This window comes from Streptomyces sp. NPDC005566 (assembly GCF_040605575.1).
Classification (GTDB): domain Bacteria; phylum Actinomycetota; class Actinomycetes; order Streptomycetales; family Streptomycetaceae; genus Streptomyces.
Genome location: NZ_JBEXDB010000009.1, coordinates 66,394 through 93,126, shown reverse-complemented (window position 1 = coordinate 93,126; position 26,733 = coordinate 66,394). Strand labels below are relative to the sequence as shown.

25 protein-coding genes and 1 pseudogene are annotated in these 26,733 nt (G+C 72.0%); 14 read left to right on the top strand and 12 right to left on the bottom strand.

The window, feature by feature from the left end; translation table 11 throughout:
* The first annotated feature begins 205 nt into the window (after positions 1-205).
* On the top strand, positions 206-2,650 hold the full coding sequence (locus tag ABZS61_RS16285) for a GTPase-associated protein 1-related protein (RefSeq protein WP_356420500.1): 2,445 nt from the start codon (positions 206-208) through the stop codon (positions 2,648-2,650).
* A gap of 24 nt (positions 2,651-2,674) precedes the next feature.
* Here the strand turns inward: ABZS61_RS16285 and ABZS61_RS16280 are convergent, their stop codons facing one another.
* On the bottom strand, positions 2,675-3,547 hold the full coding sequence (locus ABZS61_RS16280; RefSeq protein WP_356420497.1) for a peptidoglycan-binding protein: 873 nt from the start codon (positions 3,545-3,547) through the stop codon (positions 2,675-2,677).
* Positions 3,548-3,937: 390 nt separating this feature from the next.
* On the opposite strand from ABZS61_RS16280, the gene ABZS61_RS16275 reads away from it, so the two are divergent.
* Positions 3,938-4,408 (top strand): hypothetical protein, encoded by a 471-nt coding sequence (locus tag ABZS61_RS16275; RefSeq protein WP_356420494.1) that lies wholly within the window; start codon positions 3,938-3,940, stop codon positions 4,406-4,408.
* Between the two features lie 153 nt (positions 4,409-4,561).
* On the opposite strand, the gene msrB is transcribed toward ABZS61_RS16275, so the two are convergent.
* From msrB to ABZS61_RS16255, 4 genes are all read right to left on the bottom strand, one after another.
* Complete coding sequence (gene msrB / locus ABZS61_RS16270; protein WP_356420491.1) at positions 4,562-4,969, bottom strand: peptide-methionine (R)-S-oxide reductase MsrB; 408 nt, start codon at positions 4,967-4,969, stop codon at positions 4,562-4,564.
* Positions 4,970-4,978: 9 nt separating this feature from the next.
* A complete protein-coding gene (gene murC, locus ABZS61_RS16265) occupies positions 4,979-6,373 on the bottom strand; it encodes a UDP-N-acetylmuramate--L-alanine ligase (protein WP_356420488.1) in 1,395 nt (464 codons plus the stop codon).
* 44 nt (positions 6,374-6,417) lie between these two features.
* The gene (locus ABZS61_RS16260) at positions 6,418-6,870 is read right to left on the bottom strand and encodes an indole-3-glycerol phosphate synthase (RefSeq protein ID WP_356420485.1); all 453 of its coding nucleotides are present in this window, start codon (positions 6,868-6,870) and stop codon (positions 6,418-6,420) included.
* Positions 6,871-7,027: 157 nt separating this feature from the next.
* On the bottom strand, positions 7,028-7,825 hold the full coding sequence (locus ABZS61_RS16255) for a pyrimidine reductase family protein (protein WP_356420482.1): 798 nt from the start codon (positions 7,823-7,825) through the stop codon (positions 7,028-7,030).
* Between the two features lie 37 nt (positions 7,826-7,862).
* On the opposite strand from ABZS61_RS16255, the gene zapE reads away from it, so the two are divergent.
* The 4 genes from zapE to ABZS61_RS16235 all read left to right on the top strand — a co-directional run bounded on the left by zapE (position 7,863) and on the right by ABZS61_RS16235 (position 12,024).
* A complete protein-coding gene (gene zapE / locus ABZS61_RS16250; protein ID WP_356420479.1) occupies positions 7,863-8,954 on the top strand; it encodes a cell division protein ZapE in 1,092 nt (363 codons plus the stop codon).
* A gap of 84 nt (positions 8,955-9,038) precedes the next feature.
* Positions 9,039-9,464: an OsmC family protein gene (locus tag ABZS61_RS16245; protein WP_356420476.1), complete on the top strand. Its 426-nt coding sequence runs from the start codon at positions 9,039-9,041 to the stop codon at positions 9,462-9,464.
* A 134-nt stretch (positions 9,465-9,598) separates the two neighbouring features.
* The gene (locus ABZS61_RS16240) at positions 9,599-10,975 is read left to right on the top strand and encodes an alkaline phosphatase PhoX (protein ID WP_356420473.1); all 1,377 of its coding nucleotides are present in this window, start codon (positions 9,599-9,601) and stop codon (positions 10,973-10,975) included.
* A gap of 161 nt (positions 10,976-11,136) precedes the next feature.
* Entirely contained in the window at positions 11,137-12,024 is an 888-nt protein-coding gene (locus ABZS61_RS16235) for a polysaccharide deacetylase family protein (protein WP_356421119.1), read from the top strand.
* A gap of 8 nt (positions 12,025-12,032) precedes the next feature.
* Here the strand turns inward: ABZS61_RS16235 and ABZS61_RS16230 are convergent, their stop codons facing one another.
* From ABZS61_RS16230 to ABZS61_RS16215, 4 genes and pseudogenes are all read right to left on the bottom strand, one after another.
* Positions 12,033-12,212, bottom strand: coding sequence for a hypothetical protein (locus tag ABZS61_RS16230; protein ID WP_356420470.1), 180 nt, complete (start codon positions 12,210-12,212; stop codon positions 12,033-12,035).
* Between the two features lie 14 nt (positions 12,213-12,226).
* On the bottom strand, positions 12,227-12,862 hold the full coding sequence (locus tag ABZS61_RS16225) for an ABC transporter (protein WP_356421116.1): 636 nt from the start codon (positions 12,860-12,862) through the stop codon (positions 12,227-12,229).
* A 729-nt stretch (positions 12,863-13,591) separates the two neighbouring features.
* Positions 13,592-13,927: pseudogene (locus ABZS61_RS16220) on the bottom strand (ATP-binding cassette domain-containing protein); the annotation flags it as partial.
* Positions 13,928-13,971: 44 nt separating this feature from the next.
* Positions 13,972-14,649, bottom strand: coding sequence for an AIM24 family protein (locus ABZS61_RS16215; protein WP_356420467.1), 678 nt, complete (start codon positions 14,647-14,649; stop codon positions 13,972-13,974).
* A gap of 72 nt (positions 14,650-14,721) precedes the next feature.
* Here ABZS61_RS16215 and ABZS61_RS16210 point away from each other — a divergent pair, with 72 nt between their 5' ends.
* From ABZS61_RS16210 to ABZS61_RS16190, 5 genes are all read left to right on the top strand, one after another.
* Complete coding sequence (locus tag ABZS61_RS16210; RefSeq protein WP_356420464.1) at positions 14,722-15,459, top strand: aminoacyl-tRNA hydrolase; 738 nt, start codon at positions 14,722-14,724, stop codon at positions 15,457-15,459.
* A 149-nt stretch (positions 15,460-15,608) separates the two neighbouring features.
* Positions 15,609-16,358, top strand: a complete 750-nt coding sequence (locus ABZS61_RS16205) for a DUF4142 domain-containing protein (protein WP_356421113.1) — start codon at positions 15,609-15,611, stop codon at positions 16,356-16,358.
* Positions 16,359-16,463: 105 nt separating this feature from the next.
* Positions 16,464-17,756, top strand: coding sequence for a DUF692 domain-containing protein (locus tag ABZS61_RS16200; RefSeq protein WP_356420462.1), 1,293 nt, complete (start codon positions 16,464-16,466; stop codon positions 17,754-17,756).
* A 5-nt stretch (positions 17,757-17,761) separates the two neighbouring features.
* A complete protein-coding gene (locus ABZS61_RS16195) occupies positions 17,762-18,808 on the top strand; it encodes a TIGR04222 domain-containing membrane protein (protein ID WP_356420459.1) in 1,047 nt (348 codons plus the stop codon).
* Between the two features lie 100 nt (positions 18,809-18,908).
* Positions 18,909-19,691: a TIGR04222 domain-containing membrane protein gene (locus ABZS61_RS16190; protein ID WP_356420456.1), complete on the top strand. Its 783-nt coding sequence runs from the start codon at positions 18,909-18,911 to the stop codon at positions 19,689-19,691.
* 218 nt (positions 19,692-19,909) lie between these two features.
* Here ABZS61_RS16190 and hemQ read toward each other — a convergent pair whose 3' ends face one another.
* Both hemQ and hemG read right to left on the bottom strand, forming a co-directional pair.
* Positions 19,910-20,623, bottom strand: coding sequence for a hydrogen peroxide-dependent heme synthase (gene hemQ, locus ABZS61_RS16185; RefSeq protein WP_356420454.1), 714 nt, complete (start codon positions 20,621-20,623; stop codon positions 19,910-19,912).
* A 4-nt stretch (positions 20,624-20,627) separates the two neighbouring features.
* On the bottom strand, positions 20,628-22,136 hold the full coding sequence (gene hemG, locus ABZS61_RS16180; protein ID WP_356420452.1) for a protoporphyrinogen oxidase: 1,509 nt from the start codon (positions 22,134-22,136) through the stop codon (positions 20,628-20,630).
* Positions 22,137-22,263: 127 nt separating this feature from the next.
* Here hemG and ABZS61_RS16175 point away from each other — a divergent pair, with 127 nt between their 5' ends.
* Positions 22,264-23,277, top strand: coding sequence for a DUF4349 domain-containing protein (locus tag ABZS61_RS16175; protein WP_356420449.1), 1,014 nt, complete (start codon positions 22,264-22,266; stop codon positions 23,275-23,277).
* A gap of 45 nt (positions 23,278-23,322) precedes the next feature.
* On the top strand, positions 23,323-24,711 hold the full coding sequence (locus ABZS61_RS16170; RefSeq protein WP_356420447.1) for an FAD-dependent oxidoreductase: 1,389 nt from the start codon (positions 23,323-23,325) through the stop codon (positions 24,709-24,711).
* 13 nt (positions 24,712-24,724) lie between these two features.
* On the opposite strand, the gene hemE is transcribed toward ABZS61_RS16170, so the two are convergent.
* Positions 24,725-25,795: a uroporphyrinogen decarboxylase gene (gene hemE, locus ABZS61_RS16165; protein WP_356420444.1), complete on the bottom strand. Its 1,071-nt coding sequence runs from the start codon at positions 25,793-25,795 to the stop codon at positions 24,725-24,727.
* An 88-nt stretch (positions 25,796-25,883) separates the two neighbouring features.
* Here hemE and ABZS61_RS16160 point away from each other — a divergent pair, with 88 nt between their 5' ends.
* On the top strand, positions 25,884-26,543 hold the full coding sequence (locus ABZS61_RS16160; protein ID WP_356420442.1) for a DUF3000 domain-containing protein: 660 nt from the start codon (positions 25,884-25,886) through the stop codon (positions 26,541-26,543).
* Positions 26,544-26,733 lie beyond the last annotated feature (190 nt).

Here is a 26,733-nt window from a genome sequence, read left to right as displayed (position 1 = left end):
GCCATGTCGAGGGTGCCGCGGATGCCCCGGGCTCCGGTGCGTCCGGGGCCGCACAGCGCCCGGGCGCCGCCCTCGTACCGCGACAACGACAGCTCATGGCCCGGGCCTTGATAGCGTCGCCCACGCGACTACGGACCGCTCCCTTCACGGAGTTGTGACCGCGGTGGGCCCGGACGGACGTGGCACGGAAAAAGGACCGACTCACATGAGCCTCGCTCAGCTGCACTACACCTCCGCCGCGGCCGGGGACGGGGAGCCCGGCGGCCGGTTCACCGCCGTCGATCCCGCGATACCCGGGCCGGTACGAGCGGAGGCCGGGCAGCTCCTCGGGTACGAACCTCCGGCAGGAATGCCGGGCACCTCTGAGATACCTGGGGCGTCCGGGCGCCTCACGGATGCCGAACTGCGCGCGCTGCCGGTCGCGTTCAGCTTCAGTGCGCTGTCCGACGGCAGTCATCTGCTCGGCCGCACCGTGGCCGTCGGCGCCGGAGCGTTCCACGCGCACGGCGTTCACCTGCCGGCCGGTACACCGCTGCCGGGCGGTGCCCTCCCCGTCGCGGCGTGGGGAGCCGCGGGCTGGCTGGCCACGACACCGGACCGTGCGCTTCCCGACCCGCTGACCGCGCGCTCCACCTCACCGTCCGCTTCCGGCGGCCTCTCCCGCGAAGGGCTGGGCGACTTCGCCGTGTCCCGGAGCCCCTGGCTCGCGGCCGTACTCGCCGACCTGCGCCGGGTGAGCGAGGATCCGTCCGCGCCGCCCGTCGTCCTCGTCGAGCGCCACAGCGCGGACGTGGCCCGGTGGGTCGCGCTGGCCGCCGCCGTACTGCCCCGGGAGCACGCCGAACGGCTGACGTTCACCACCTACACCCGGCATCCGGCGCGCGCGTCGCACCAGGTCATCGGCGTGCTGCCGCAGGACGCCCCCGACGCGGGCAACCCCCGTTTCCGGGTGCACGCGAGCACCGGTCCGCGCCCCGCGGTTCCCGTCGACGACGCCTGGGCCGGAACCGCTGCCCGTATCTGGCGCAGCCGGTCACCCGAGCTCTTCCAGGACGCGGCGGAGCTGCCGGGCGAGCCCTTCGCCGCAGGGCCGCTCGCCGTGACAGCGCTCGGCGCCGGCATCGCGCTCGGGTCCAACGAGCGTGCTGCGGCGGCCGATTGGGCCGCCGATCGGCCCTACGCCCTGGACGAGAAGCAGACCCGGCAGCTGACCGACGCCCTGACCGCGCCCGCCGACGACCGGACGGCCGCCGAATGCGCCTCCGCACTCCGGCTGCTCACGGCGCTCGACGGCCGCTCCCCCGCCGCTGTCACGGCGCCCCTGGCCGCGCTGCTGGTGACGGAGGCGGTACGGGGCGACGATGTCGCCCTCGAGCCGCCCCCGCGTTCGGCATTCGCCGAGCCGGCCGGGGAGCGTGCCGTCGCCGCGCTGGTCGCGGAGCTCGGCGAGGACCTGCTGGCCGAGCTCACCGCCGGAGTTCCGCGGGGGGTCGCGCGGACCGTGCAGGTGCTGCGGATCGTGCGGCTGCTCGGCGTGGAGTGTGCGGAGCTGCTGCCCGGGGTCGTACGCGGGCTGGCGCGTGCGCTGCTCGATGACCCGGAGGCCGGCGCCTGTCCCGCGCTGCTCGACCTGCTGGATGAGCAGTTCGACGTGCGTACGGCACTGCTGGGCGAACTGGACCGGCTCGCGCCGGACGACCCCGCAGGGACGGAGCGGCTGTTGATCCGGGTCGCCCTGCCGTTCACCGGGACGCAGGCGCTGCCCCATCTGCGGATGTGCGCCGAGGCTCCCGGCGCCAAGGCCCGCGGTGCCGACCGGGTGATGGTCCTGCACACGGTGCTGCGGGCGGCGGGCATGTCCCCGTTCGCCGAGCCGCTGGTGCTGCGGACCGCCGTGGGCCTGGTGTGGGGCGAGGACACCCCGACGGCGGGCGAGGCGCGTTCGCTGCTGGGCGAGACCACGTCGGACGCGCACCGGACGGCCGGCACCTGGAAGCATCTCGTCGCCGCCGCACTCGCCGCGTCCTTCGACGACGAGGCCGCCCCGGAACTCGCCCACGACCTGCTGCGCAGCTTTCCGCAGGACATCGGCGCCCGGGTGCGTGCTTCGCTGTTGCTTCTGGAGTTCGCCCGGGATGTCCGCTCCGGTGCGGCCGAGCCCGGCTGGGCGGAGCGGGCCAGGTCGCTGCGCGGCCTCGCCGAACCGGTGGAGCCGCTGGTGCTGGAGCACGCCTACGGTGCCCTGGCCCAGCGGTTGCTCGCCCCGGACCGCCCGGAGGCGGAGCTGTACGCGTTCGTGCACAGCGGTGACGAGGACCTGATCGCGGCCTACGGCAGGGTCGCCCGCCGCGACGAGGTCCTGACCCGGCTCCGGGCCGAACCCGCGTACGTGGCGGACTGCTTCACCGTATGGACCGCCCACCCGCACGCCGGCGACGCCTGGACCAGGACCCGCACCGCGCTGCTGGACGAGGTGCTGCGCCCGGCGGTGCGCGCCCTGTCCGCCGATGGGGTCGCGGCAGTGGAGGAGGCCGTCGAGCGCGAGGTCAACAGCCGCACGCTCGACGCCTTCCGTACCTGGAACCGCCGGCCGTCCCGCTCGATCGGGCGGCTGGGCAAGCGGATCGTGGGGCGGGTGCGCCGGGGGTGACCCGGCCGGCTTCGGTGGAGCGGCTCAGACGTTGGGCACCTTGAGCTTGTCCCAGCTGGCCTTGCCCGGGATGCCGTCCGCGCCGCTTCCCGAGTGGCCCAGCTTGCGCTGCCAGGCGGCGTACGACGTGCGGTCCGCCTCCGACCAGTCCGGGCCCGGGCCGACCGCGTACCTTCCGCAGCCCTCGGCCACCAGTCTCTTCCCCATCGCCGTGATGACGGCGCTGTGCCGACCGGCCCGGAAGTACGCGGCACCGGGGAACGGTTCATACGTCGGCGGGGGCGGATTCGACGGGCCGTCCGGCTGGCCGCCGAGCCGGGCCTTGATCCGGCTGCGCATCGATTCCATCGTGAACCCGCGCGGGTCGATCTTCCCCGGCTGCCACTCCTTGTGGCCGATCACCGAGCGGTAGTTCCAGCCGTGCGCCCGGCAGATCGCGGCGGCGGCCTTCTCGATGGCCTCCAGCTGAGCGGCAGGCCACGGATCCTTGCCGTCGCCGAGGTTGACGCACTCGAAACCGTAGAAGGAGCGGTTGCCGTCGGTGTTGGCCTCGTTGTCGGCGGGGAGCGCCGTTTCGTTGATCACCGCGCGCAGGACGTCGTCGTCGCCGAGTCCGGCGTGGTTGGCGCGGCCGTGGCCGACCAGGTGGACCGAACCGTCCTTGGCGATCACGCCGTGGCACAGCGGGCCCGGCAGGCTCGAATGGCCGTCGTAGCAGAGGTCGACGGAGCTCTGGGTGCCCGAGGTCACGGTGTGATGGATCATCACCCCGTGGACGGGCCCCCACGGGCCCTTGTGGTTGCGGTTGTGCGTGCGCCAGCTCCGGTGCTCGACGACATGCAGACCTTCGTTCCGGAGGGCCTTGAGCAGTTTGTCGGCGGACAGGGGCGTTGCCATCGTGGTGCTCCTTCTACCCAGGTGATGCGTCGGCTCTCGGGCTGTCCCTCGTCGTCCTGCCCCGCCGTGCGCCCGCCCGAACCGGCGTCTCCGACCGTCTTCACCGCGTCCGTCGGCCCACTCGGCACCGCACCTCGCGGTACGGACCGCAACGGTCCCGAAGTCACCGGACCGGTAGATTCTGCCCGGCTCGAGGTACACGAACACACCGTCCTCCGGCTGCATCCGGCCGCCTTCGGACAGGTACCGGACAGCCGGTCGTACGGTGGGTACACCGGGACCGCCCGGGCTGCGGGCCGGGGCCGGGGCGGCGGGGGTGGTGCGCCAGGTACCGTAGGGAGAACGATTTCGTGGGCCTCCTGGCGGGCTGCGTACACCCAGGAGGAACACATGACGACGAACCGCGGGCGCAAGGACGTCATCCGGGACCGGATGGCGGCGACCGGCGAGTCGTACAACGTCGCCGCGCGCAATCTGAAGGCCATGAAGGACATGGGCGCGACCCGCGAGGCCAGGCTGATCCAGCGCTGGCAGCCGGCGGAGTCGCTGGATGTGCCCTGTCCGTGCGGCGGCACCTGCGAGCCGGGCGAGACGTGCGACCACTGCCATGCCCGGCACCTGCATGTGCGGCGGTATCCGGGCAGCGTCACGGACGTGGAGATCTGGGCCGACCGCTACGAGTGCACCGGCTGCTCGTCCTCGTACACCCTGACCGTGCGGCTGGCCGGCCGGCCGTGGGGCGTCGCCGAGACGGTGGTGCAGGGCGGTTCCGCCGAGGAGGTCGTGCGGGCCCGGGTGTTCCCCGGCGTCGCGCACCCGCTGCTGCGCCCCGAGGCGCCCGAGACGCCCGAAGAGGACTGACCGGCGGAGCCCTGCGGAGTCCGAGGAGGGCCGACCGGCGGCGACCGCAGGGGCCAGGGGCGGGCTGACGGGCGAATGCAGAGGCCCGGGGCGGACCGACCGGCGGCACCCGCGGAGTCCCAGGAGGACCGACCGCGGCGCCGCCTTCCGTGCTCAGCCCTGGTCCGGCGCCAGGGTCAGCGAGATCGAGTTGATGCAGTAGCGCTGGTCCGTCGGCGTGGCGTAGCCCTCGCCCTCGAAGACGTGGCCCAGGTGCGAGCCGCAGCGGGCGCAGCGCACCTCGGTACGGGCCATGCCGAGGCTGGTGTCCTGGATCAGCTCGACCGCGTCGGTGTCCTTCGGGTCGTAGAAGGACGGCCAGCCGCAGTGCGACTCGAATTTGGTGTCGGAGCGGAACAGCTCCGCCCCGCAGGCGCGGCAGGAGTAGACGCCCGCGGTCTTGGTGTCGGTGTACTCACCCACGAAGGCGGGCTCGGTGCCTGCCTTGCGCAGCACGGCGTACTCGGCGGGGCTCAGCTCCGCCCGCCACTGCTCGTCGGGCTTCTCGACGTCGTACGACACGGTGGCTCCTCAGCTCGACAGGTGGTCCAGGATCTGCGGGCCGAGGTCGGTGACATCGCCCGCTCCCATCGTGAGAACCAGATCGCCCGGCTTCGCCATTCCCGCGATGACGGCGGGGATCGCCGCCTTGTCGTGGACCGCCGTGACGTCGGCACCGGCCGCCTCGGCGGCGTCCACGATCAGGGTGCTGGTGATGCCCGGGATCGGGTCCTCGCGGGCCGGGTAGATGTCCAGGACCACCGAGGCGTCGGCGAGGGCGAGAGCCTGGCCCATCTCGGTGCCGAGCTCCTGGGTGCGGGAGAAGAGGTGGGGCTGGAAGACGACGAGGAGGCGGGCCTCCGAGGCCGCGCCGCGCATGGCTTCCAGGTCGGCGGTCATCTCCGTGGGGTGGTGCGCGTAGGAGTCGATGACCTGGACCCCGGCGGCCTCGCCCTTGAGCTGGAGGCGGCGCTTGACGCCGGTGTACTTGCCGATGGCGGAGGCCAGGTTGTGCGCCGGGATACCGAGGGCGACACCGGCGGCAAGAGCCGCGACCGCGTTGTGTGCGTAGTGGCTGCCGGGCACGGAGACCGTGAAGGTGAGGTACTTGCCGCCGAGCACGACGGTGACCTCGCTGGTCAGCCCTCGCGGGGTGACCTTGTGGACCCGCACGTCGGCGGTGTCGGACTCGCCGTAGGAGACGACGTTGAGCGTGGAGATGTCACGGACCCGCTGGACCAGCTCCATGGCGCCCTGCTGGTCTGCGGAGACGACGAGGGTGCCACCGGGGACGATCTTGCCGACGAACGTCTCGAAGGAGTCGTAGATCTCTTCCATCGACGCGTAGTTCGCGTGGTGGTCCAGCTCGACGTTGAGGACGATCGCGACCTCGGGGTCGTACTTCTGGAAGCTGCGGTCGCTCTCGTCCGCCTCGGCGACGAAGATGTCACCGCCGCCGTGCGCGGCGTTCGTGCCGGGACCCTCCAGGTCGCCGCCGATGGCGTACGACGGTTCGAGGGCCAGCTCGGACAGGGCGACGGCGAGCATCGACGTGGTGGTGGTCTTGCCGTGCGTACCCGCGACCGCGATGGAGCGCAGGCCCTGCATCAGGGCGGCGAGCGCGTCGGAGCGGTGCACGACGGGCACGGACAGCTCGGCGGCACGGACCAGCTCGGGGTTGTCCGGGCGGATGGCGCTGGAGACGACCACGCAGGACGCGTCGTCCGCCAGGTGACCGGCGGCGTGCCCGATGTGGACGGTGACCCCCAGCGCCCTCAGGGCCTCCGCGGTGGCGGACTCCTTGGAGTCGCTGCCTGCCACCTTCGCTCCCCGCTGGGCGAGGATCTTCGCGATGCCCGACATCCCGGCCCCGCCGATGCCGATGAAGTGCGGCCGTTCAAGGGCGGCAGGAATACCGGGTGCCATGCGTGTGTCTCCCGAAGATGTGACGTGGATGTGGTCCGCCCAGCCTATTCGCTGTGCGCGAAGAGCTTGAGCACCGGTACGCCGACCTTGTGACGGGCCCGGGACGCCCAGTCGCGGTGGAAGAACTCCTCCACGTAGTGCGGTGCGGTCAGCACGATGACCTCGTCGGCCCCGGAGTCGTCGACCACGGTCTTCAGCTTGTCCAGGGGATGGTCCTCGATCACTTGTCCGACGGCCTCGGACCCTGCCTTGCGCAGTTCCTGGAGCGAGTACTCCAGGGCGACCGCGGCGGGCTCCTGCGCCGCCTTGCCCTCCGGCTCCTCGCCCTCGCGGACCGCTTCTCTCAGTTCGCCGAGCGCCACGTCGTCGATCGCCCGCAGGAGGACATCGGCCTGGTCACCGCGCGGCTGCATCAGGACGACGAACGAGATCCGCTCCTCACCGTGGAGGGTGGTGACGAACTCCACGTCCTCGGGAGTGAGGGGCTTCTCGATCATCAAAACGCTTGTGAACACGACAGGCGCCCTTCCGTTTCATCTCGTCGGCCCTGGACGGCCGCTGCTGCCGAAACCATCCTTCCCCGCAATTGCACGGGGTCTGCAGGACTAAGTGTGCCCATCCGAAGCTAACCGGAACGGGAAATTCCGCTATGTGTCAGATCTTCCCGTACCGGGTGAAGAGGAATCCTGACTCCTCCAGCAAGGAGGTGAGGGAGAAACGTTCCGGCAGGGCCACCCCGGGGCCTCCCGCGATGCGCTGCGCGTCCCCCGCGGTGAGCATCGGGGACACGGTCAGACAGAGCTCGTCCAGCACCCCGGCCGCCACGAACTGCCCCAGCAGCCGAGGTCCGCCCTCCGTGAGCAGCCGGGTGAGACCGCGCGCGGCCAGCTCCGAGATCGCCCGCGCCGGCTCGACGGCGGCTCCGTCCCCGGCGATCAGCACCTCGGCACCCGCGTCCCGGGCCGCATGGATCCGGTCGGAGGGCGCCGCCGCCCCGGTGATCACCAAGGTCGGGACCAGGGGCGAGACGAAGAGCGGGAGCGAGAAGTCCAGGTCCAGGCTCGCGCTCACGACGGCGATCGCGGCGGCGGAGCCCTGCCCGGCCGCCGCGCGCCGGGCAGCGAAGGCATCGCGGGCCCGCGCGGGCCGGTAGCCCTCCAGCCGCACCGTCTCCGCGCCGACGACGATCACATCGGCCAGCCCTCGCAGCGTGCCGAAGATCCGCATGTCCGTCGCACCGGAGATGCCCTGGGAGCGGCCCTCGTGGTGGGCCGCACCGTCCAGGGTGGAGACCATGTTGGCGCGAAACCAGGGGCGGCCGCCCTGGGGGTAGGCGTAGGCGTCGGCCAGCTCGTCGAGTGTCCACTCGCGATCGCTGGCTGCGGATGTCTTTCCGGCGGCATCTGCCGGGTCCGCGGTTGTCAGGTCCGTCACAGGGAGCAGGCGTCGCATGCCCCGCAGTCTGGCACGGCCCTTAAGGTGGAGAGTTGTGTCGTCCTCCACCGCCGTGCCGGGGCAGAGCCCCATAGCCGAAACGGCCCCGCAGTCCCTGTGCGCCCTCGAGCCGCGCGTCCCCGCCGACCGCCTGGTCGCGGAGATGGTGCCGCCGCCGCGCTTCGACGCGGTGCGCTTCGATACGTACGTACCCGACCCCGACCGGCCCAGCCAGACCGAGGCCGTCAAGGTTCTCGCCGAGTTCGCCGGCGGGCTAGGTGGGGCGCACGCCAGCGGCGCGGGCAAGCGCAAGTGGTTCAACAAGAAGCCCGCGCCGCCCACCGGCCCGCGGGGTGTCTACCTCGACGGCGGCTACGGCGTCGGCAAGACCCATCTGCTGGCCTCCCTCTGGCACGCCACTCCGGCCGCCCCCTCGCTCAAGGCCTTCGGCACGTTCGTCGAACTGACGAATCTGGTCGGTGCGCTGGGCTTCCAGCAGACCGTGCAGACCCTGAGCGGTCACCGGCTCCTGTGCATCGACGAATTCGAACTGGACGACCCGGGCGACACGGTTCTGGTGTCGTCACTGCTCAGCAGGCTCGTCGAGGCGGGTGTGGCGCTGGCCGCCACCTCGAACACCCTGCCCGGCAAGCTCGGCGAGGGCCGCTTCGCCTCCGCCGACTTCCTCCGCGAGATCCAGGGGCTCTCCTCCCACTTCCGGCCGCTGCGGATCGACGGCGAGGACTACCGCCACCGCGGGCTGCCCGAGGCCCCGCCGCCGTACTCCGACGAGCAGGTCACCAGGGCCGCGTACGCGACCCCGGGCGCCGCCCTGGACGACTTCCCCGGCCTGCTCGACCATCTCGCCCGGGTCCATCCGAGCCGCTACGGAGCACTGACCGACGGCATCACGGCAGTCTGTCTCACCGATGTGCAGCCGGTGCCGGACCAGTCGACGGCGCTGCGTCTGGTGGTGCTCGCGGACCGGCTGTACGACCGGGAGGTCCCGGTGCTCGCATCCGGTCGCCCGTTCGACCAACTGTTCAGCGACGAGATGCTGAACGGCGGGTACCGGAAGAAGTACTTCCGGGCGATCTCCCGGCTGACAGCACTGGCGCGTGACGCAAAGGGACTGGTGGCGCAGTAGGTTCGGGGGCGTACCGCGTACGAGGAGCCTCACAGCGCCGCGTACCTCCCGTATAACCGCGCACACCGTTTGAAGGGATCCAGCATGGCTACCACGCGTCAGGCGCACACGGTCTGGGAAGGCAACCTGCTCGAGGGCAAGGGCGTTGTCACCCTCGACTCCTCCGGGAGCGGGGAGTTCCAGGTCTCCTGGCCGTCCCGCGCGGAGAAGGCGAACGGCAAGACCAGCCCGGAGGAGCTCATCGCGGCCGCGCACTCCAGCTGCTTCTCGATGGCTCTGTCCAACGGCCTGGCCAAGGCGGGCACCCCGCCGACCAAGCTGAACACCCAGGCGGAGGTCACCTTCCAGCCCGGTACCGGTATCACCGGCATCCACCTCACGGTGGAGGGTGAGGTCCCGGGTCTGGACGAGGCGGGCTTCGTGAAGGCCGCCGAGGACGCCAAGGTGAACTGCCCGGTCAGCCAGGCGCTGACGGGCACGACGATCACGCTCAGCGCTTCGCTGGCCTGATTCCACCTGCCCCGGGGGCCACGTCCGTCCCTGGGTCACTTCGAGGCACAGTGGCCCGCATGGTTCCCGCGCGACACTTTGCGTGGTACACACATGCGGGTCACTTCACCTGTCCGCCAACAGGGAGTTGCCTCATGTCATCAGCACCTCAAGGACACGCGACACGACGACAGGTCCTGGCCGGCACCGGCGCGACCGCCGCCTCGATCGCCTTCGCCGGGGCTTTCATCGAACTCTTCGCCGGCACCGCAGCCGCCCGGGGCCACGGCGACTACGGGCCCCTCGTGCCCGACCCCGACAAACTGCTCGATCTGCCGAAGGGTTTCCGCTACCGGGTCCTCTCCCGGGAGGGCGACCCCCTCAGCTCCGGCGAGGGCCGGGTCCCGAGCAACCCCGACGGCATGGCCGCCTTCGCCGGCCGCCGCGGCCGGGTCCACCTCGTGCGCAACCACGAGAACCGGCCCACCGGCAGGATCGGCGTGCCGACGGTCGAGGGCCTCACGTACGACCCGGTGGGCAAGGGCGGCTGTACGGCCCTGGAGCTCGACAGCCGCGGGAACGTCCTCGGGGAGCGCGTCGCCATCGCCGGTACGGCGGTCAACTGCGCGGGCGGCCCCACCCCGTGGAACACCTGGCTGACCTGCGAGGAGACCGAGGACAAGGCCGGCACCAACGGCTACACCAAGGACCACGGCTTCATCTTCGAGGTGGACGGCGCCGATCCGCGCCGCACCGGAGCCGTACCGCTGACCGCGATGGGCCGCTTCCAGCACGAGGCGATCGCGGTCGACCCGAAGAACGGGATCGTGTACGAGACCGAGGACGCGTTCCAGCAGCCGTTCGGGCTCTTCTACCGCTTCCTCCCCGAGAAGCCGCTCGGCGGCACGGGCTCGCTGCGGGCGGGGGGCGCACTCGAAGCCATGCGGGTGCCCGGGGTACCCGACCTGTCCGCCGTCCAGGAGACCGGGGCGAGCTTCGACCGGATCGAGTGGGTGCCCGTCCCCGATCCGCAGGCCGCAGGGACTCCGATCCGGCTGCAGGACTTCGGACCGAAGGGCATCACGCACGCCCAGAAGCTGGAGGGCTGTTACTGGGGCGGCTCGTCCGTCTACTTCGTCTCCAGCTTCGCCCACAGTTCGGAGGGGTCGGCGGCCGACCACTTCGGCCAGGTCTGGCGGTACGAGCCGAAGCGGCGCCGGCTCACGCTGGTGGTGGTCTTCGGCCCGGACTCGGACATCCAGCTGCCCGGCGAGTCCCCGGACAACATCTGCCTGGCCTCCGACGGAGGGCTGATGGTGTGCGAGGACGGCGGCGGCGTACAGCATGTCCTCGGGGTGACACGGCGCGGTGAGGTCTATCCGATGGCGCGGGGGCGGCAGAACATCGGAACGGCCGAGGAGCCGGAGTGGGGCGAGTTCGCCGGGGTGACGTTCTCGCCGGACGGCGGGACGATGTTCGTGAACTGCTACACGCCGGGGACGACGTTCGCCGTGACGGGCCCCTGGCGCTGAGCGGCCGGCAGCGGGACCGGGGCCGGGGCGGCACGTTGCCGCCCGGCCCCGGTGCGTTGCCGGGGCGGGAGCGCCGGTGCCTGAGCGCTGGACCGGAGTGCCGCGAGGGGTGCTGACCACCCATCAGCTAGCGTCCTTCAGTGATCAAATCTTTTCGTACGATGACCATGCTGACGATTCTGGGTGCGGTACTCGCCGGCTGCGGGGACCCGGAGGCCTCCCGCACCCAGACCCTCGCACCCCCGGCCGCACCGAGCCCGAGCCACACAGCCGCACCGAGCCCGAGCCACGCGGCCGAGGCGCCGGGCACACCGGCGGAGCCGCCCACGATGGCGCCCGGGCCGGCCGGGCTGACTCCCGTCTTCGAGCGCCGCTCCGAAGGCTCCGGTGACAGGGCCGACAAGGCCGGCAGCACCGACAAGGTCGTGGCGCTCACCTTCGACGCGGACATGACGGCAGATCAGGGTCCGCGCGCCGCCGCGGGCGAGCACTTCGACAACCCGGGGCTGATCACGCTGCTGCGTCGGCTGAAGGTGCCCTCGACGGTCTTCATGACCGGCCGGTGGGCCGAGGAGTACCCCGCCCAGGCCCGCTCGATCGGCACGGACCCCCTGTTCGAGGTCGCCAACCACTCGTACAGCCACTACGCCTTCTCCTCCCCCTGCTACGGGCTGCCGGCCGTCGCGAAGGACCATATGCGCGCCGAGGTGGAGCGGGCGTTCACCGCGATCCGGAGGACGGGGGCGCGCAACGTCGTGCCGTACTTCCGCTTCCCCGGCGGCTGCTACGACGACGCCTCGCTGAAGGCCCTGGCGGCCACCGGGGTGACGGCGGTCCAGTGGGACGTCGTCAGCGGCGACGCGTTCGCCACGGACGCCGGCGCGGTGGCCGAGCAGGTGCTGGCGGGGGTGAAGCCGGGCTCGCTGGTCGTCATGCACTGCACGCGCAGCGCGGCGCCCGTCACCGATGAGGCCGTGCGGCGCGTGGTCCCCGAGCTGCGTGCGCGCGGTTACCGCTTCGTCAAGGTCTCCGAGCTGATGCGGGGCTGAGAGCCGGGTCAGCCCGAGCAGGCGGTGCGCCCCGCCTCCTGCCACTCGCAGACGGGGCAGAGGGTGCTGCCCTTGGTCGCCTCCGGGTACTCGGTCGGCTCCCGGCACAGCACGCACTCGGCGTACGGCGGGCCCGCGTCGACGGGGACCGGGGCCGGCGCGGGCGTCTCGCAGTAGGCGTCGTCCATGCCTGCGAGCGTACTCACCCGCGCAGCGATGTGAGCCGAGAGGTGGCGGCGGCCACCGCTGCGGCGATGACAGCGGCCCCGGCCAGCGGAAGGACAGGGGCCGGGACGGTCCCGGTCGACGAACCGGTGACCAGGCTCGTCACGGCGTACCTCGCAGGTGACCCGCCGGCCACCAGGGCGAGCAGGCTCCCGCACACGGTGGCGGCCAGGGACCAGCCGCGGCGGTGCAGCAGCGGCCGGGAACAGAGCGCTCCGACCGCCGCTCCCAGCAGGGCGCAGCAGACGGCGGCGAACAGTCCGGCGCAGACGGCAGGAGGAATCGGTAGGTCGACAGTGCCGTCGGTACTGACCGGTCTGCTGATGAGGAGCACGACCCCGTCGGCCACGACGCCCAGGGCCAGTGCGGATCCGAGGGCGGTGAGCAGCGTGGCGCAGTGGACCCGCGGCTGCCCGGCGGCGGCAGCCGCGACCGTCCGGGCGGCGGGCGGCTCCTGGGTGACGCAGAGCCGGACGAACCACGCGGCGACGGGCAGCAGCGCGGCGGCCGCGTAACCGAGCGAATCCAGCAGGGGCTGCCCGGCCCGCACACCGACACCGAGGAAGGCCACGTAGAGGAGAACGGGCGCGAGCCACCGCTGCGAGCGCACCATCAGTGCGGCCTGACAGCGCGTCAGAGCGGTCGTGGCACCCCGGCGCGCGGGCCGGGGCGCCGGGGCCGACACGATGTCCCGGGCAGGGACCAGGGCAGGGACCAGGGCAGGGACCAGGGCAGGGACCGCGACCGTGACCGGTGCCATTGCCACGGCCCGGTCCGTTGCTGCCGCACTGCGGTCCGGGGTCACGTCCGGAGCCGGTGCCCGGCCCGGTGCCACACCCCGGTCCGAGGCCGCCCGGTCCCGCGCGACGGCCCGGTCCCTGAGCGGGATCGGCGCGACCCCGGCGATGTGCCAGGGCGGCCGTGCCGCGAGCAGCGCGCGCAGGGCCTCGTCCGAGTGTGCCGCGGCGACGGTGAGGCTCACCCGTTCCGTGGCGTCGTCCCCGGTCCGTTCCACGGCGAGCGCACTCCGGAGTCCCGGCGGGAGGACTCCGCCCGCCGGACCTGTCGCGTCGATCCGGACACGAGGGCCGTGCTGTTCGAGCGGAAGCGCCGGAAGTCCCGCCGGGGCAAGGGTGCGGCCTTCCAGCCGGTACGCGGCATCGACGCTGTCGGCCAGACGGCGCGGATCGTGGTCGACGAAGACGACGGTGGCCCCCGCCAGGACCCGTGCGCCGACGGCCCGGTCCAGTTCGTCCCGGGCCCCGGTGTCCAGCCCGGTCCATGCCTCGTCCAGGACGAGAAGGTCCGGCTCGGCCAGGAGCGCCTGGGCGACGGCGACCTTCTGGCTGGTGCCCTTGGACAGCTCCGCGAGCGGTGTACGGGCGTGCTCCGCCGCCCCGAAGCGCGTCAGCCACTCCTCAGCACGCGAAGCCGCCTCGGCGGTCCGCAGTCCGTGGATCCGGCCGAGGTGGACGAGATAGCCGGCCGCGGTGAAGGGCAGGGCGGCCGGGAAGCGCTCGGGGACGTACGCGGTACGCGGCCTGCCCGTGATCCGTCCCTCGGACGGCGCGTCGATACCCGCGAGCAGCCGCAACAAGGTCGATTTGCCCGTCCCGTTGGCTCCCTCGATCCGGACCAGGCCGCGCGCGGGCAGTACCAGATCGACCCCCCGCAGCACCCAGGGGCCGCGGAGGCCGTACCGGCGGCCCACCCCGTGGAGGTTCAGTTGGCCGACGCCTTCTCCGGCTTGAGCTCGCTGGGCCGTACGATCACGAACCCCTCGCCCTGGAGCATCAGCTGGACGGCCTCGCCCGAACCGCCGCGCACCATGGATCCGAAGCTCTGCGAGCGGTGCAGCGAGGTGGAGAGCTGGGCGCTCCAGCCGACGACCGCGTCCGTATCGACGTACACCGGCTGCTGGGCGGTCACGGGTATCACGATGGGCTGGCCGTCACAGATCAGGCCGAGTTTGCCGTAGCCGCTGAAGACGCTGTTGAAGAGGCCGCCGCCGGTCATTCCGGCACCCTTCACGGTCTTGATCTCGTACGAGAGGCTCGCGTCGAAACAGAGGACGTTGCGGCCGTTGATGGTCAGGACGTCGCCCTGGTCCATCTCGACGATGAAGCAGTTGGCCGCCTCGTGGGCGAACCACGCCTCGCCCTGGCCGCGGACCGCCATGAGCGCCAGCCCCTCGCCGGTGACCGCGCGCTTGAGCATGCCGCCGATGCCCTGGCCCTTGCGTTCGAACTGGAGACTGCCGCGGAAGGCGATCATCGATCCCTGACGCGCGTGCATCTCACCGTTGACGGCGTACTTGATGGACTTGGCGTTCTGCAGGGACATACCGGGGGTGGTGGCCTGCTGGGCCATGTGCTCGCTGGAAAAGAGGTCGCTCTTCATGCAGTGCATCCTCACCCGGAGCCCCGCGTTCCGCCAAGAACCGGTTTGCGAGGGCCTGGCAGACTGGACTGCGTGAGCAGCGAAGACCTTCCCGAGTCCTTTCCCGCAGACCCTGCGGACAGTCCGTTCCGCACCGAGCCGACGGCGCGCGACGAGGCACCTCAGTTCGTGCTGCCGCTGGTGGTGCACATCGAGAAGACGGATCCACCGGCACGGACCGACGCGCTTCGGACCGCCGCCCGCGCGGTGCTCACGATGCTCTCCGACGAGCGTTCGCTCGGTGAGGGTGAGTGGGCGCAGCTCATGCGGGACTGGCAGGACGCCCGGATTCGCAAGGTGGTGCGGCGCGCACGCGGTGCGGAGTGGCGCAAGGCGTCCGCGCTGCCCGGGATCACGGTCACGGGCGAGCAGGCCGAGGTGCGGGTGTTCCCGCCGGTGCCGCTGGACGGCTGGCCGAAGGAACTGGCCAAGCTCCAGGTGTCGGGCACGGATCTGGACGACCCCGAGCCACCGGCCGCGCCCGACGGGACCGAGCCGGTGCTCTGGCTGAATCCGGAGCTCGGCATGTCGGCGGGCAAGACGATGGCCCAGGCCGGGCACGGCGCGCAGCTCGCCTGGTGGGAGCTGTCGGACACGGAGCGCAAGACGTGGCGGGAGGCGGGTTTCCCCCTCTCCGTGGCCACCCCTGCCCCGGACCGCTGGCGTGAACTCACCGTGAGCGGCCTGCCGGTGGTGCGCGACGCCGGGTTCACCGAGATCGCGCCGGGGTCCTGCACGGTGGTCGCGGACCATCCGGCACTGCGCCGCTGAAGATCGCTCGTCCTCCCGCTGAACATCCCTGCGCCGAAATACGTACCTCCGGGTACTGCCGCACCGCCATTACTGACGAGTAGGTTGATCGGCGAGTCAGTTGGCGGTTGGTTCAGAGCTGTCATGTATCGGCCCGGGAGACACAATTGTTGCGACGCATCAACGGAACGGCCCTCATCATCGCGGCACTTGTCGCCACGCTCGGCGCGCTCGCCTATCCCGTCTGGTCCTATGCCGACCGCTCAGGGACCGGCGAAGCCAACCTGAACGCGTCCAGTGTCGCCACCCAGTGGGGCCCGCTCTCCGCGACCGACCGGGACTTCCTGGTGAAGGTGCGCCTCGCCGGACTGTGGGAGCTGCCGGCGGGGCAGCAGGCCATCGAACGCGCACCGAGCGAGGCGATGAAGGAGGCGGGCGACCACCTGGTGGTCGGGCACACGGATCTGGACCGGCGGGCGCGGGACGTGGCCGCCAAACTCGGCGTGGAGCTGCCGAACCAGCCGTCGGACATCCAGCAGGGCTGGCTGAACGAGCTGACGGCGGCGAGCGGCCAGGAGTACGAGCGCAAGTTCGCCAATCTGCTGCGCAACGCGCACGGCAAGGTGTTCGCGCTGATAGCGCAGGTCCGGCACACCACGCGCAACTCGCTGATCAGGCAGCTGGCCTCGGACGCCAACCAGACCGTCCTGGACCACATCACCATGCTGGAGCGCACCGGGTTCGTCGACTTCGACGGCCTGGCCCGCGAGGCGGCCGGCGCGTCGACGGCCAGCCCTTCGGGCCCGCCCGTGCCGGGCGGTGGAGTCCCGCAGGTCCCGATACCGGTGACGCCGACCGGGGACCAGTCGTTCACCTCGCGCCCGGTGCCGCCCACGATGGAGCCGCTGCCCCAGCCGTAGCCGCGGAACCTCAAATCAAGCTCTGAACGTCCCCCTTTTCGGATTCGCCGCCGCGTGACGGGGCCATGACCCCTGCACGGAGCGACGGACCGAGGAGGGGGACGGATGAAGCTGGGAACGGGAATCGGCTGGCGGCCTGAGATCGAGGACGTCATCGAAGCGCTGCCCGGGATCGACTGGGTCGAGGCGGTTGCGGAGAACATCTGCACCGACCACCTCCCCGCGTCTCTCGCGCGCCTCAGGGAGCGCGGCGTCACCGTCGTCCCGCACGGCGTCTCGCTGGGCCTCGGCGGGGCCGACCGACCCGACGCGGGCCGCCTCGCCGACATGGCGGCGCGGGCCACGCTGCTGGGCGCGCCGCTGGTGACGGAGCACATCGCGTTCGTACGGGCCGGGGGGCCGGTCACCGCGTCGCCGGGGCTGGAGGCGGGGCACCTGCTGCCCGTGCCGCGGACCTGGGACGCGCTGGAGGTGCTGTGCGAGAACGTGCGGATCGCCCAGGACTCGCTGCCCGTGCCGCTGGCCCTGGAGAACATCGCCGCGCTGATCTCCTGGCCGGACGAGGAGCTGACCGAGGGGCAGTTCCTCGCGGAGCTGGTCGAGCGCACCGGCGTGCGGCTGCTGATCGACGTCGCCAATCTGCACACCAATCACGTCAACCGGGGCGAGGACCCTGCGACGGCCCTCGACGAACTGCCGGTCGAGGCCATCGCGTACGTCCATGTGGCGGGCGGCATGGAGAGGGACGGGGTCTGGCACGACACGCACGCCCATCCCGTGACGCAGCCCGTCCTGGACGTGCTGGCCGAGCTCCGCTCCCGGGTCGATCCGCCCGGCGTCCTGCTGGAGCGCGACGACGACTTCCCGCCGACCGCCGAACTGGCGGGTGAACTGGCCGCGATCCGCGCCACGCTGGCCGGGGCGGCCGACGTCCCGGCACCCGTGCGACGGCCGCCCGCCCGGTCCCGGGAACCGGCCGGCCGGGCCGCCGGCGCCCGCGACCGGACCGCCGTCGCGCAGACCGCACTGCTCTCGTCGCTCGTCGCGGGCACGCCCGCGCCGGAGGGCTTCGACCACCGGCGGCTCGGGGTGCAGAGCCGCGCCCTGGCCGCCAAGCGGGCCGAGGTCGTCGCCAAGGTGGCACCGGAGCTCCCGGAGATCCTCGGCGACGGCTACCGGAGCGCGTTCCTCGCGTACGCCAGGACCCGGCCCATGTCCGGCGGTTACCGTCGTGACGCCCTGGCCTTCGCCGAGCAGCTGCTCGTGGCGGGGGCTCCGGCCGACGACGTGGCCCGCCGCAGGCTGACCCACTGGTGGCAGGACCGGGCGGCCGCCCGGCCGCCACGCCGCGGCACCCGTCTCGTCCGGGCAGCCCGTACCGCTCTCATGGGAAGGTGACCCCGATGAACGCCCTTGCCCTTCTGATGACTCTCGCCGTCGTGGTCTCCTCGACGCTCCTGATCGTCGCGACCCGCAAATCGGGCCGCCACGGCGGCCCCGACGCGTACGTGCACGACCTCTCCGAGGCCGCCTTCCTGAACGGCGGTCCGGCCAGGGTCGTGGACACCGCGCTCACCGCCCTGCACACCGACGGGCGGCTGGCCATCGGCGGTCCGGGCATCGTCGCCGTACAGCGCCCGGAGGCCAGGGACGCGGTGGAGCGTGCCGTGCTCCAGGAGCTGGGCGCCGCCCCGAGCGGAGCCCTGCACACGCTGCGGCGGGCCGTGATGCGGCATCCGGCGGTGCAGGAGATCGGCGACGGACTCGCGGCGCGCGGGCTGATGGTCGCCCCGGAGGAGAACCGGACCCGCCGGCGGTGGGCCATCGCCCAGCTGTCGGTGTGCCTGGTGGCCGGCCCCGTCAGTCTGCTGCTGACCTTCGTCCAGTACGGCCTGCACGAGGGCTACGCGGACATGCCGTTCCCGTTCATCGTGAAGGTGCTACCCGCACTCGCGGGCGGAGCCCTGGTGGGCGGTCTCATGGCCGCGTCGGCCAAGGCGCGGATCACCCGGGCGGGGCGCCGGGCCGCCGACGGCTACACGGCCGCCCACGCCTACGTGGGCGACCCGGCCCACCTGGTGGCCACACGAGGGCTGGGCGCGCTCCCCGACCCCGCACTCCAGGGGCAGTTGCTCGCAGCCGCGCGCCACCGGCCCGCCGGGCGCTCCTCGTCGTCCTCCCGGTCGCCCTCCCCCTCGACGGACTCCTACGCCGCGAGCGCCGCGCTCCTGCCGGTGATGTGGTGCGCCGGGTCGAGCCCCGGCGGTGGTGGGGGCTGCGGAAGTTCCGGCGGCGGTGGCGGCCACGGGCCGGGATCCTCCTGCAGCTCCGGATCGAGCTGCAGTTCCGGATCGAGCTGCGGCGGATCGAGTGGCGGGTCGAGCTGTAGCAGCAGCAGCGGATCGAGTTGCGGCAGCAGCAGTGGTTCGAGCTGTGGCAGCAGTTCCTGAACGCATGGTTTCGGCCACCGATAACCGTCCGTGACCACAATTCGTCCATATCGTGAACAGCCCATGGCGCCCGCATGCCCGTCTCGCATAGAACTCCGCCATGCTCTGGGTCTTGTTCCTTCTGGTCGCGTGGGGCGCGGCGGCCATCTCCTGCATCCGGCTCTGCCTCGTCACCGCAGGTGCGGCCCAGCGGCCGTCCGAGGCCGCGCGCGAACCCGCCCTGCACGAACTCAACCTGTACGAGACGGCCTTCCTGGCCGGCGGCCCGCACCGGGTCGCCGATCTGGTACTGGTCTCCATGCACCTGCGGCGCCGGCTGCTGCTCGCCCACACCGGCTGGGCGACGGTCGTCGATCCGGAGGGCCGGGACGAGGTGGAGCGCACGGTGATCCGTGCGATCGGCCCGGAGGGGCAGTCCCGGATAGCCCCGATACGGGCCGCTGCCGCGGCCGCCGAGGCCGTACGCACCCTCGCCGACCGGCTCGTCGCGGCGGGCCTCGCCGTACCGCACGGGACCCGGACGACCCTGGAGTCGGCGGTGCGGGCCGTACGGGGCGCGGCCGCGCTGGTGGTGGTGCTGGCCGCAGCCGCCACCCTGATTCCCGGTCAGGACCCCGGGTACGCGGGTCCGGTGGTGGCCTGGTTCGGGTTGCCGCTCGTCCTCACGCTGGGCTGCCTGGCCATCGCCCGGGTCGAGAACCATCCGTACAGCCCGTGGGCCTCGCCGTCCGGACAGCAGTGGCTGGACTCACTGCCCGCGCCGGCGTACGGAGCGGACCGCGATCTGCTGGCGGCGGTGGCGGTACGGGGTGTGGGTGCCGTGGAGGACCCGGGACTGCGTGCGGCTCTGCGCAGCGGCCGCACGGCGTATTCGGGCCGATGAACGCCCGGGACACAGCTGCCGGTCATCGGCCCTGCGAAAACGAGGAACGGCGGCCTGCGGGGAGGTATGGCTGACTCCCCCGCAGACCACCGCAGTTCGCCGGTCCGAGGCCGAAGTGGCCCCGGAACCGGACCCGGTGTCGCTGGAACGACGGGCGGCGCCATTGCACGGCGTTGCCCGCCAACTGATCTTCCGGGTCGGGTGATCGGAAACGCTGGCTATGCGAGCCCGGCCACCAAGTCTGCGACGGACTTCCTGCGCCCGGTGTAGAACGGGACCTCTTCGCGCACGTGCAACCGCGCCTCGGAGGCCCGCAGATGACGCATGAGGTCGACGATGCGGTACAGCTCGTCGGCCTCGAAGGCGAGGACCCACTCGTAGTCGCCGAGCGAGAACGAGGCGACGGTGTTGGCACGCACGTCGGGGTAGCCGCGGGCCATCTTGCCGTGGTCCGAGAGCATGCGGCGGCGGTCCTCGTCCGGCAGCAGGTACCAGTCGTAGCTGCGCACGAACGGGTACACGCTGATGTAGTCGCGCGGCGTCTCGTCGGCCAGGAACGCCGGCACGTGCGACTTGTTGAACTCGGCGGGACGGTGCAGCGCCATGTTCGACCAGACCGGCTCCAGTGCCCGTCCCAGCCTGGTGCGCCGGAAGAGGTTGTACGCCTCCTGCAGCTCGTCGGAGGTCTCGGCGTGCCACCAGATCATGAGATCGGCGTCGGCGCGCAGACCGGACACGTCGTACGTGCCGCGGACCGTGATGTCCTTGGCTCCGAGCTGGTCGAACAGCTCCTGGACCTCGTCGGCGTAGCCGGCGCGGTCGGCGGGGAGCACATCTCGCAGCTTGAAGACGGACCACAGCGTGTAGCGGATGACCTCGTTGAGGTCCTTGGCCTTCTTACCGGCGTTCGGAAGCTTCTCTGGCGCACTCATACGGCTATTGTCCCGCCTCGCTCCGAGTGCCCTGAACCGGGGGCGGCGTGGCGATGATCTCCCCCGCGCTCCCCGGCGTCCCACCGGCGGTCCTCCCCGTCAGGTCCTGGACGATCTCGTCCGCGGCCCGCCGGGCGCTCGCGATGCAGGCGGGGATCCCGACCCCGTCGTACACCGCGCCGCACACCCGCAGTCCCGGCAGCTCGGCGACCTCGTCGCGGATCCGGGCGACGCGGGTCAGATGCCCGACGGGGTACTGCGGCAGGCCGCCGATCCACCGGGTGACGTCCGTGTCGACGGGCACGGCCGTGAGCCCTGTCGCGGCGGCGAGGTCGCTGCGCGACACGTCGACGAGCTCGGAGTCCTCACGGTGCAGGTGGTCCTCATCGCCGTAGCGGCCGACGGAGGTGCGCAGGACGAAGAGGCCGGGGTCGGCGTCGGCGACCCACTGCCACTTGTTGCTGGAGAAGGTCGATGCCTTGATCGTGCGCCCGTCGACGGGCGGTACGAGGAATCCGGAGCGCCCCCGCAGTGCTTCGGTACCGGCGGTGTCGGAGCGCCGGAAGGCCATGGTGATCAGGGCCATCGAGGCGTACTCGACCGCGGCCAGGTCGACGGAGGCGGCCGGGCACTCGGCGGCGAGCAGTGTGGACGCGGACCAGGCGGGTGTGGCCAGGACGATGCCGTCGGCGGAGATCACCCGGGTGTCGGTACGTATGTCCCAGCCCCGGGCGCTCCGGGTCAGCCCGAGCACGGGGGTGGCGGTGAGGATCTCCGCGCCTCCGGCGCGCACGGCGTCGGCCACGGCGTCCGGCAGGGTCCCGATGCCGCCGTCGATGCCCTGGAAGACCGGTCCGGTCTGCTGCCGGGCGGCGGCCCTCTCCTGGATGCGGAGCACGCCGTCGAGGAGCGAGCCGCCCTCCTTCACCGCCTCGAACAACTGCGGTACGGCGGCACGCATCGAAATCCGGTAGGCGTCGCCCGCGTACACGCCGCCGAGCAACGGCTCCACGAGCCGGTCCACGACCTCGCGGCCGAGCCGGTCGGCGACGTAGGCACCGACCGCGACGTCGTCGCCTACGGCGGTCGGCGTGAGGTCGCGCTCCTGGGCGATCCTGGCCAGCCCTTCCGGCGAGAGCACACCGCTGAGGGCAGCCGGGTCGCCGGGCACGCCCATGACGTGTCCCTTGGGCATGGGCCGAAGGGCGTCACGCGTCCACAGCGACGCGGTGGCGGTGGCGGGCGGCTGGAGACGGTCGCCGAGGCCGACGGCGGTGGCGAGCTCGACCGCCTCCGGGCGCCGCGCGAGCATCGACTCCGCGCCGAGGTCGACCCGGGTGCCCGCGATCTCGCCGGTCATCAGCTTGCCGCCGAGCCGCTCCGTCGCCTCCAGGAGGGTGACCCGGAGACCGGTGGAGAGCAGCCGGTGGGCGGCTGCCAGTCCGGCGATGCCGCCACCGATGACGACGACATGACCCGTACGCGTGTTGTCGCGCTGAAGAGAACCCTGCATGGGTCCACTCTCTCAAACCCGGACCGAGTCCCTACCGTGACCGCTTCGAAACCGCTGACAGGCAACCCCCACAGGCCCCTCGTACGTCGAACCGGCACCATCAACAACGGCCCTGGGGGGACGCGTTATGCATATCGAACGCCACACGGACAGTCATCCACCCGCCCATGTCCTCCGACGCCGCTCACGCGCCGCCCTGGCAGCCGGACTGCTCGTGGTGCTGCTCGGCACCGGTGCGTGCGGCGCCAATGGCGGTGCCGACTCGCAGAGCAAGGGTGTGGCGGCCGACCAGAAGGCTGCGGCACCGGGCGCGGAGGGGGCGGCCCAGGCGGACTCGGACGGCGGGAAGGCCGCGGACAGGGCTTCCTCGGCGCCGAAGCCGGGCAGTGCGGTCGCCGTGCACGTCATCCGCACGGCGACGCTCGACGTCGAGGTGAAGAGCGTGCCGAAGGCGGTCGCCGCCGCCCGCAGCGCCGCGGAGGGCGCCGGAGGGCTCGTCGCGGACGAGACCACGGAACGCCTCGACGACACGCACGACGTGTCCCACCTCGTGCTGCGTGTCCCGCAGGAGCAGTACGACGCGGTCCTGCGCAAACTCGCCGGGTCCGGGAAGCTGTTGTCCCGTACGTCGAACGCGAAGGACGTCACCGGACAGGTCGTCGACGTCGACAGCCGTATCGCCACCCAGCGGGCGAGCGTCAACCGGGTCCGCGCGCTGATGGACCAGGCCACCAAGCTCACCGATGTGGTGACCCTGGAGGGTGAACTGAGCAACCGCCAGGCCGCCCTGGAGTCGCTGCTCGCCCAGCAGGCCTCCCTGAAGGACCGCACCTCGCTGGCGACGATCACGCTCGAACTCAGCGAGCCGTACGGGCGCGACAAGGATCCCGAGGACGAGGACACGGGGTTCCTGGACGCGCTGGACGGCGGCTGGGACGCGTTCGTGACGATGCTGCGGTGGATCGCGGTGGCCATAGGCGCCACCGCGCCGTTCCTGGCCGCCGCGGCTGTACTCCTGCTCCTGTGGCGGCTTCTGCGCGGCCGCCTGCCGCGCCGCCGCACGCCGGCTCAGGCGCCCGCACGGGCTTCCGCGGCCTCGCCCGCGGCTCCTGCCGGCCGGGAGGTCCCACCGGCCCCGTGAGCGCCGTAGCGTGGGCTCCCTGACACCACGGCGAAGGGACCCGGCATGGCAGCGGAGCGACTTGTGGTCATCGGGGGCGACGCGGCGGGCATGTCCGCCGCGTCGCAGGCCCGCAGGCTCAAGGAACCGGACGAGCTGAGCATCGTCGCCTTCGAGCGCGGCCACTTCACCTCGTACTCCGCCTGCGGCATCCCGTACTGGGTCGGCGGCGACGTCGAGAAGCGTGACGACCTCGTCGCCCGAACGCCCGAGGAGCACCGGGCCCGCTCGATCGATCTGCGCACCCGCACCGAGGTGACGGAGATCGACGTCGCCGGCCGACGGGTACGGGCCCTGGACCGCGAGAGCGGCGAGATGTACTGGACGGGCTTCGACAAGCTGGTGATCGCGACCGGAGCCCGGCCCGTCCGTCCCGGTCTTCCGGGCATGGACGCCCCCGGGGTGCACGGCGTGCAGACGCTCGACGACGGACAGGCTCTCCTGGACTCGCTGGACCGGGCCCCGGGGCGCCGGGCCGTCGTGGTCGGCGCGGGGTACATCGGCGTCGAGATGGCCGAGGCGATGCTGAAGCGCGGCTTCGAGGTGACGGTGCTCAACCGCGGCGCACAGCCCATGGCCACGCTCGACCCGGACATGGGCCGCCTCGTCCACGACGCGATGGACGGCCTGGGCATCACGACCGTCAACGGCGCCGCCGTCACCCGGATCCTCACCGGCGAGGACGGCCGTGTCACGGCGGTCGCGACCGAGGACGGCACCTACCCGGCCGACGTGGTGGTGCTCGGCATCGGCGTCGAGCCGGAGACCGCTCTGGCCCGCGCGGTCGGCCTGCCGCTCGGTCCGCACGGAGGGCTGCTGACGGACCTGTCCATGCGGGTCGTGGGCCACGACAACATCTGGGCGGGCGGCGACTGCGTCGAGGTGCTCGATCTGGTGGCAGGCCGCACCCGGCACATCGCCCTGGGCACCCATGCCAACAAGCACGGCCAGATCATCGGTTCCAACGTGGGCGGCGGCTACGGCACGTTCCCCGGCGTCGTCGGTACGGCGGTGAGCAAGGTCTGCGACCTGGAGATCGCCCGGACCGGGCTGCGCGAGAAGGACGCGCGCGCGGTGGGCCTGCGCTACGTCACGGCGACGATCGAGTCGACGGGCCGGGCGGGCTACTACCCGGGAGCGCAGCCGATGACGGTGAAGATGCTGGCGGAGTACCGCACCGGCCGGCTCCTGGGTGTGCAGATCGTCGGCCGCGACGGGGCGGCGAAGCGTGTGGACGTCGCGGCCGTGGCGCTGACCGCCGGTATGACGGTGGAGGCCATGACGGCGCTCGACCTCGGCTACGCCCCGCCGTTCTCGCCGGTCTGGGACCCGGTTCTGGTGGCTGCCCGCAAGGCGGTGACGGCGGTGCGGGCGGGGCTGTCGGACGGGGCGTAGCGAGGGGCGTGGCTCAGTGTGCGGTCTGCTCGTGCACGTACTCCACGAGCCGCGTCAGCGCGTCCGGGTCCATGGACGGCATGACGCCGTGGCCCAGGTTGAAGATGTGGCCCTCCAGGCCGGCAGCCGCGTCCAGCACCTCGCGGGTCTTCTCCTCCACCGCCGGGGTCGGCGCGAACAGCACCGCGGGGTCGAGGTTGCCCTGGAGCGCCTTACCGGGGCCGACGCGGCGTGCGGCCTCGTCCATCGGCACCCGCCAGTCGACGCCGACGACGTCCGCGCCCGCCTCGCCCATGAGGCCGAGGAGTTCACCGGTTCCGACGCCGAAATGGATGCGGGGCACGCCGTATCCGGCGACCGCGTCGAACACCTTCGCGGAGGCCGGGAGGACCGAGCGCCGGTAGTCGGCGGGGGCGAGCGCGCCGACCCAGGAGTCGAAGAGCTGGACCGCCGAGGCGCCCGCCTCGATCTGGACCTTCAGGAACGCACCGGTGATCTCCGCGAGCCGGTCGAGCAGATCGGCCCAGAGCTCCGGGTCGCCGTACATCATGGCCTTGGTGCGCTCGTGGTTGCGCGACGGACCGCCCTCGACGAGGTAGCTCGCGAGAGTGAACGGCGCACCGGCGAAACCGATGAGCGGCGTGGCACCCAGTTCGGCCGTGAGCATGCCGATGGCCTCGATGACGTACGAGACGTCCTCGGGCGTGAGGTCGCGCAGCCGGGCAAGATCGGCGCGGGTCCGGACGGGCTCGGCGATCACCGGGCCGATGCCGGGCTTGATGTCGAGATCGATGCCGATGGCCTTGAGCGGGACGACGATGTCGCTGAAGTAGATGGCGGCGTCGACCTTGTGACGGCGCACGGGCTGCAGCGTGATCTCCGTGACCAGCTCCGGCATCATGCAGGAGTCGAGCATCGCGATGCCCTCACGGACCTTCAGGTACTCGGGCAGCGAACGCCCCGCCTGGCGCATGAACCAGACCGGCGTGTGCGGTACGGGCTCGCGCCGGCACGCCTTGAGGAACGCCGACTCATGGGTGGCGGATGTCGTCTGCGGGCCCGAGGGGCCTTCGTTGGCACTCACGCCAGAATCTTCGCATGAAGCGGTACTGGGCTGCCCCGGCCGGGTGTCCTCCCTGCGCGAGGCTCCGGTTCCGCCTACTCTTCCCCGCATGGCTCCGGCTCAGGGACAATTCTCCGAACATTCCGATGGCGCTGACACCAAAAAGAGTGCGGAGGGTGATTCCGTCCCACCCGCGTTCCGGTCAGCTGTCGATGCGCTCCGCTCCGCGCGTCTGCGACCCGAACTGGAGGTCGAGCCGACACGACCGCCCCAACGGCTCGCCCCGCACGCGTACGCCCTGGAGGCCGCGGTCGTCGACGGAGAGGACGATCTGGCCGACGGCCGCCTCGTGCTGCTGCACGATCCGTCCGGGCACGATGCCTGGCAGGGCACCTTCCGCCTGGTGACGCTCGTCCGGGCGGAACTGGAACCTGAGATGGCGGCCGATCCGCTGCTTCCCGAGGTGTGCTGGTCCTGGCTGACGGGTGCGCTGGACGCGCGCGGCCTGTCGTACGGCGAAGCGGGCGGCACGGTGACCCGTGCCGGATCGCACTACTTCGGCGCGCTGTCGGAGAGGCGGCCGGCGACCCAGATCGAGATCCGGGCCTCCTGGACGCCGCGCGAGGGGCGCGGCGGGGTGCCGGACGTGGCTGCGCACCTGGTGGCGTGGGGTGATCTGCTCTGCCAGATCGCGGGTCTGCCGCCGTCGGGAACGTCCGACGCCGCGGTGGTGACCCTGCCTCAGCGGCGTGGACCACAGGTGTCGTAACACTGCGTCGCCCCAGGGAGAGCCGGTCGCACAGAGGCCGGCTCTCTTTTCGTACAATCGATCGCGCGTCCTATTTGCCCGAATTGTTACTCATCAAATCGTGATCTTCCTCTAAAGGAGGACGGGTCTGCTGCCGAAGAGGTCAATGACCCTTCAAGCACGGTTCGCCCCGGCTTCATCCCCGAGCCGG

Bases quoted from the DNA above. Each gene is read 5' to 3' on its own strand.
- ABZS61_RS16285 (WP_356420500.1), top strand. From the start codon at position 206: ATGAGCCTCGCTCAGCTGCACTACACCTCCGCCGCGGCCGGGGACGGG.
- ABZS61_RS16280 (WP_356420497.1), bottom strand. From the start codon at position 3,547: ATGGCAACGCCCCTGTCCGCCGACAAACTGCTCAAGGCCCTCCGGAAC.
- ABZS61_RS16275 (WP_356420494.1), top strand. From the start codon at position 3,938: ATGACGACGAACCGCGGGCGCAAGGACGTCATCCGGGACCGGATGGCG.
- murC (WP_356420488.1), bottom strand. From the start codon at position 6,373: ATGGCACCCGGTATTCCTGCCGCCCTTGAACGGCCGCACTTCATCGGC.
- ABZS61_RS16260 (WP_356420485.1), bottom strand. From the start codon at position 6,870: ATGATCGAGAAGCCCCTCACTCCCGAGGACGTGGAGTTCGTCACCACC.
- ABZS61_RS16255 (WP_356420482.1), bottom strand. From the start codon at position 7,825: ATGCGACGCCTGCTCCCTGTGACGGACCTGACAACCGCGGACCCGGCA.
- ABZS61_RS16245 (WP_356420476.1), top strand. From the start codon at position 9,039: ATGGCTACCACGCGTCAGGCGCACACGGTCTGGGAAGGCAACCTGCTC.
- ABZS61_RS16240 (WP_356420473.1), top strand. From the start codon at position 9,599: ATGTCATCAGCACCTCAAGGACACGCGACACGACGACAGGTCCTGGCC.
- ABZS61_RS16235 (WP_356421119.1), top strand. From the start codon at position 11,137: ATGACCATGCTGACGATTCTGGGTGCGGTACTCGCCGGCTGCGGGGAC.
- ABZS61_RS16230 (WP_356420470.1), bottom strand. From the start codon at position 12,212: ATGGACGACGCCTACTGCGAGACGCCCGCGCCGGCCCCGGTCCCCGTC.
- ABZS61_RS16225 (WP_356421116.1), bottom strand. From the start codon at position 12,862: ATGGTGCGCTCGCAGCGGTGGCTCGCGCCCGTTCTCCTCTACGTGGCC.
- ABZS61_RS16215 (WP_356420467.1), bottom strand. From the start codon at position 14,649: ATGAAGAGCGACCTCTTTTCCAGCGAGCACATGGCCCAGCAGGCCACC.
- ABZS61_RS16200 (WP_356420462.1), top strand. From the start codon at position 16,464: ATGAAGCTGGGAACGGGAATCGGCTGGCGGCCTGAGATCGAGGACGTC.
- ABZS61_RS16195 (WP_356420459.1), top strand. From the start codon at position 17,762: ATGAACGCCCTTGCCCTTCTGATGACTCTCGCCGTCGTGGTCTCCTCG.
- ABZS61_RS16190 (WP_356420456.1), top strand. From the start codon at position 18,909: ATGCTCTGGGTCTTGTTCCTTCTGGTCGCGTGGGGCGCGGCGGCCATC.
- hemQ (WP_356420454.1), bottom strand. From the start codon at position 20,623: ATGAGTGCGCCAGAGAAGCTTCCGAACGCCGGTAAGAAGGCCAAGGAC.
- hemG (WP_356420452.1), bottom strand. From the start codon at position 22,136: ATGCAGGGTTCTCTTCAGCGCGACAACACGCGTACGGGTCATGTCGTC.
- ABZS61_RS16175 (WP_356420449.1), top strand. From the start codon at position 22,264: ATGCATATCGAACGCCACACGGACAGTCATCCACCCGCCCATGTCCTC.
- ABZS61_RS16170 (WP_356420447.1), top strand. From the start codon at position 23,323: ATGGCAGCGGAGCGACTTGTGGTCATCGGGGGCGACGCGGCGGGCATG.
- ABZS61_RS16160 (WP_356420442.1), top strand. From the start codon at position 25,884: ATGGCTCCGGCTCAGGGACAATTCTCCGAACATTCCGATGGCGCTGAC.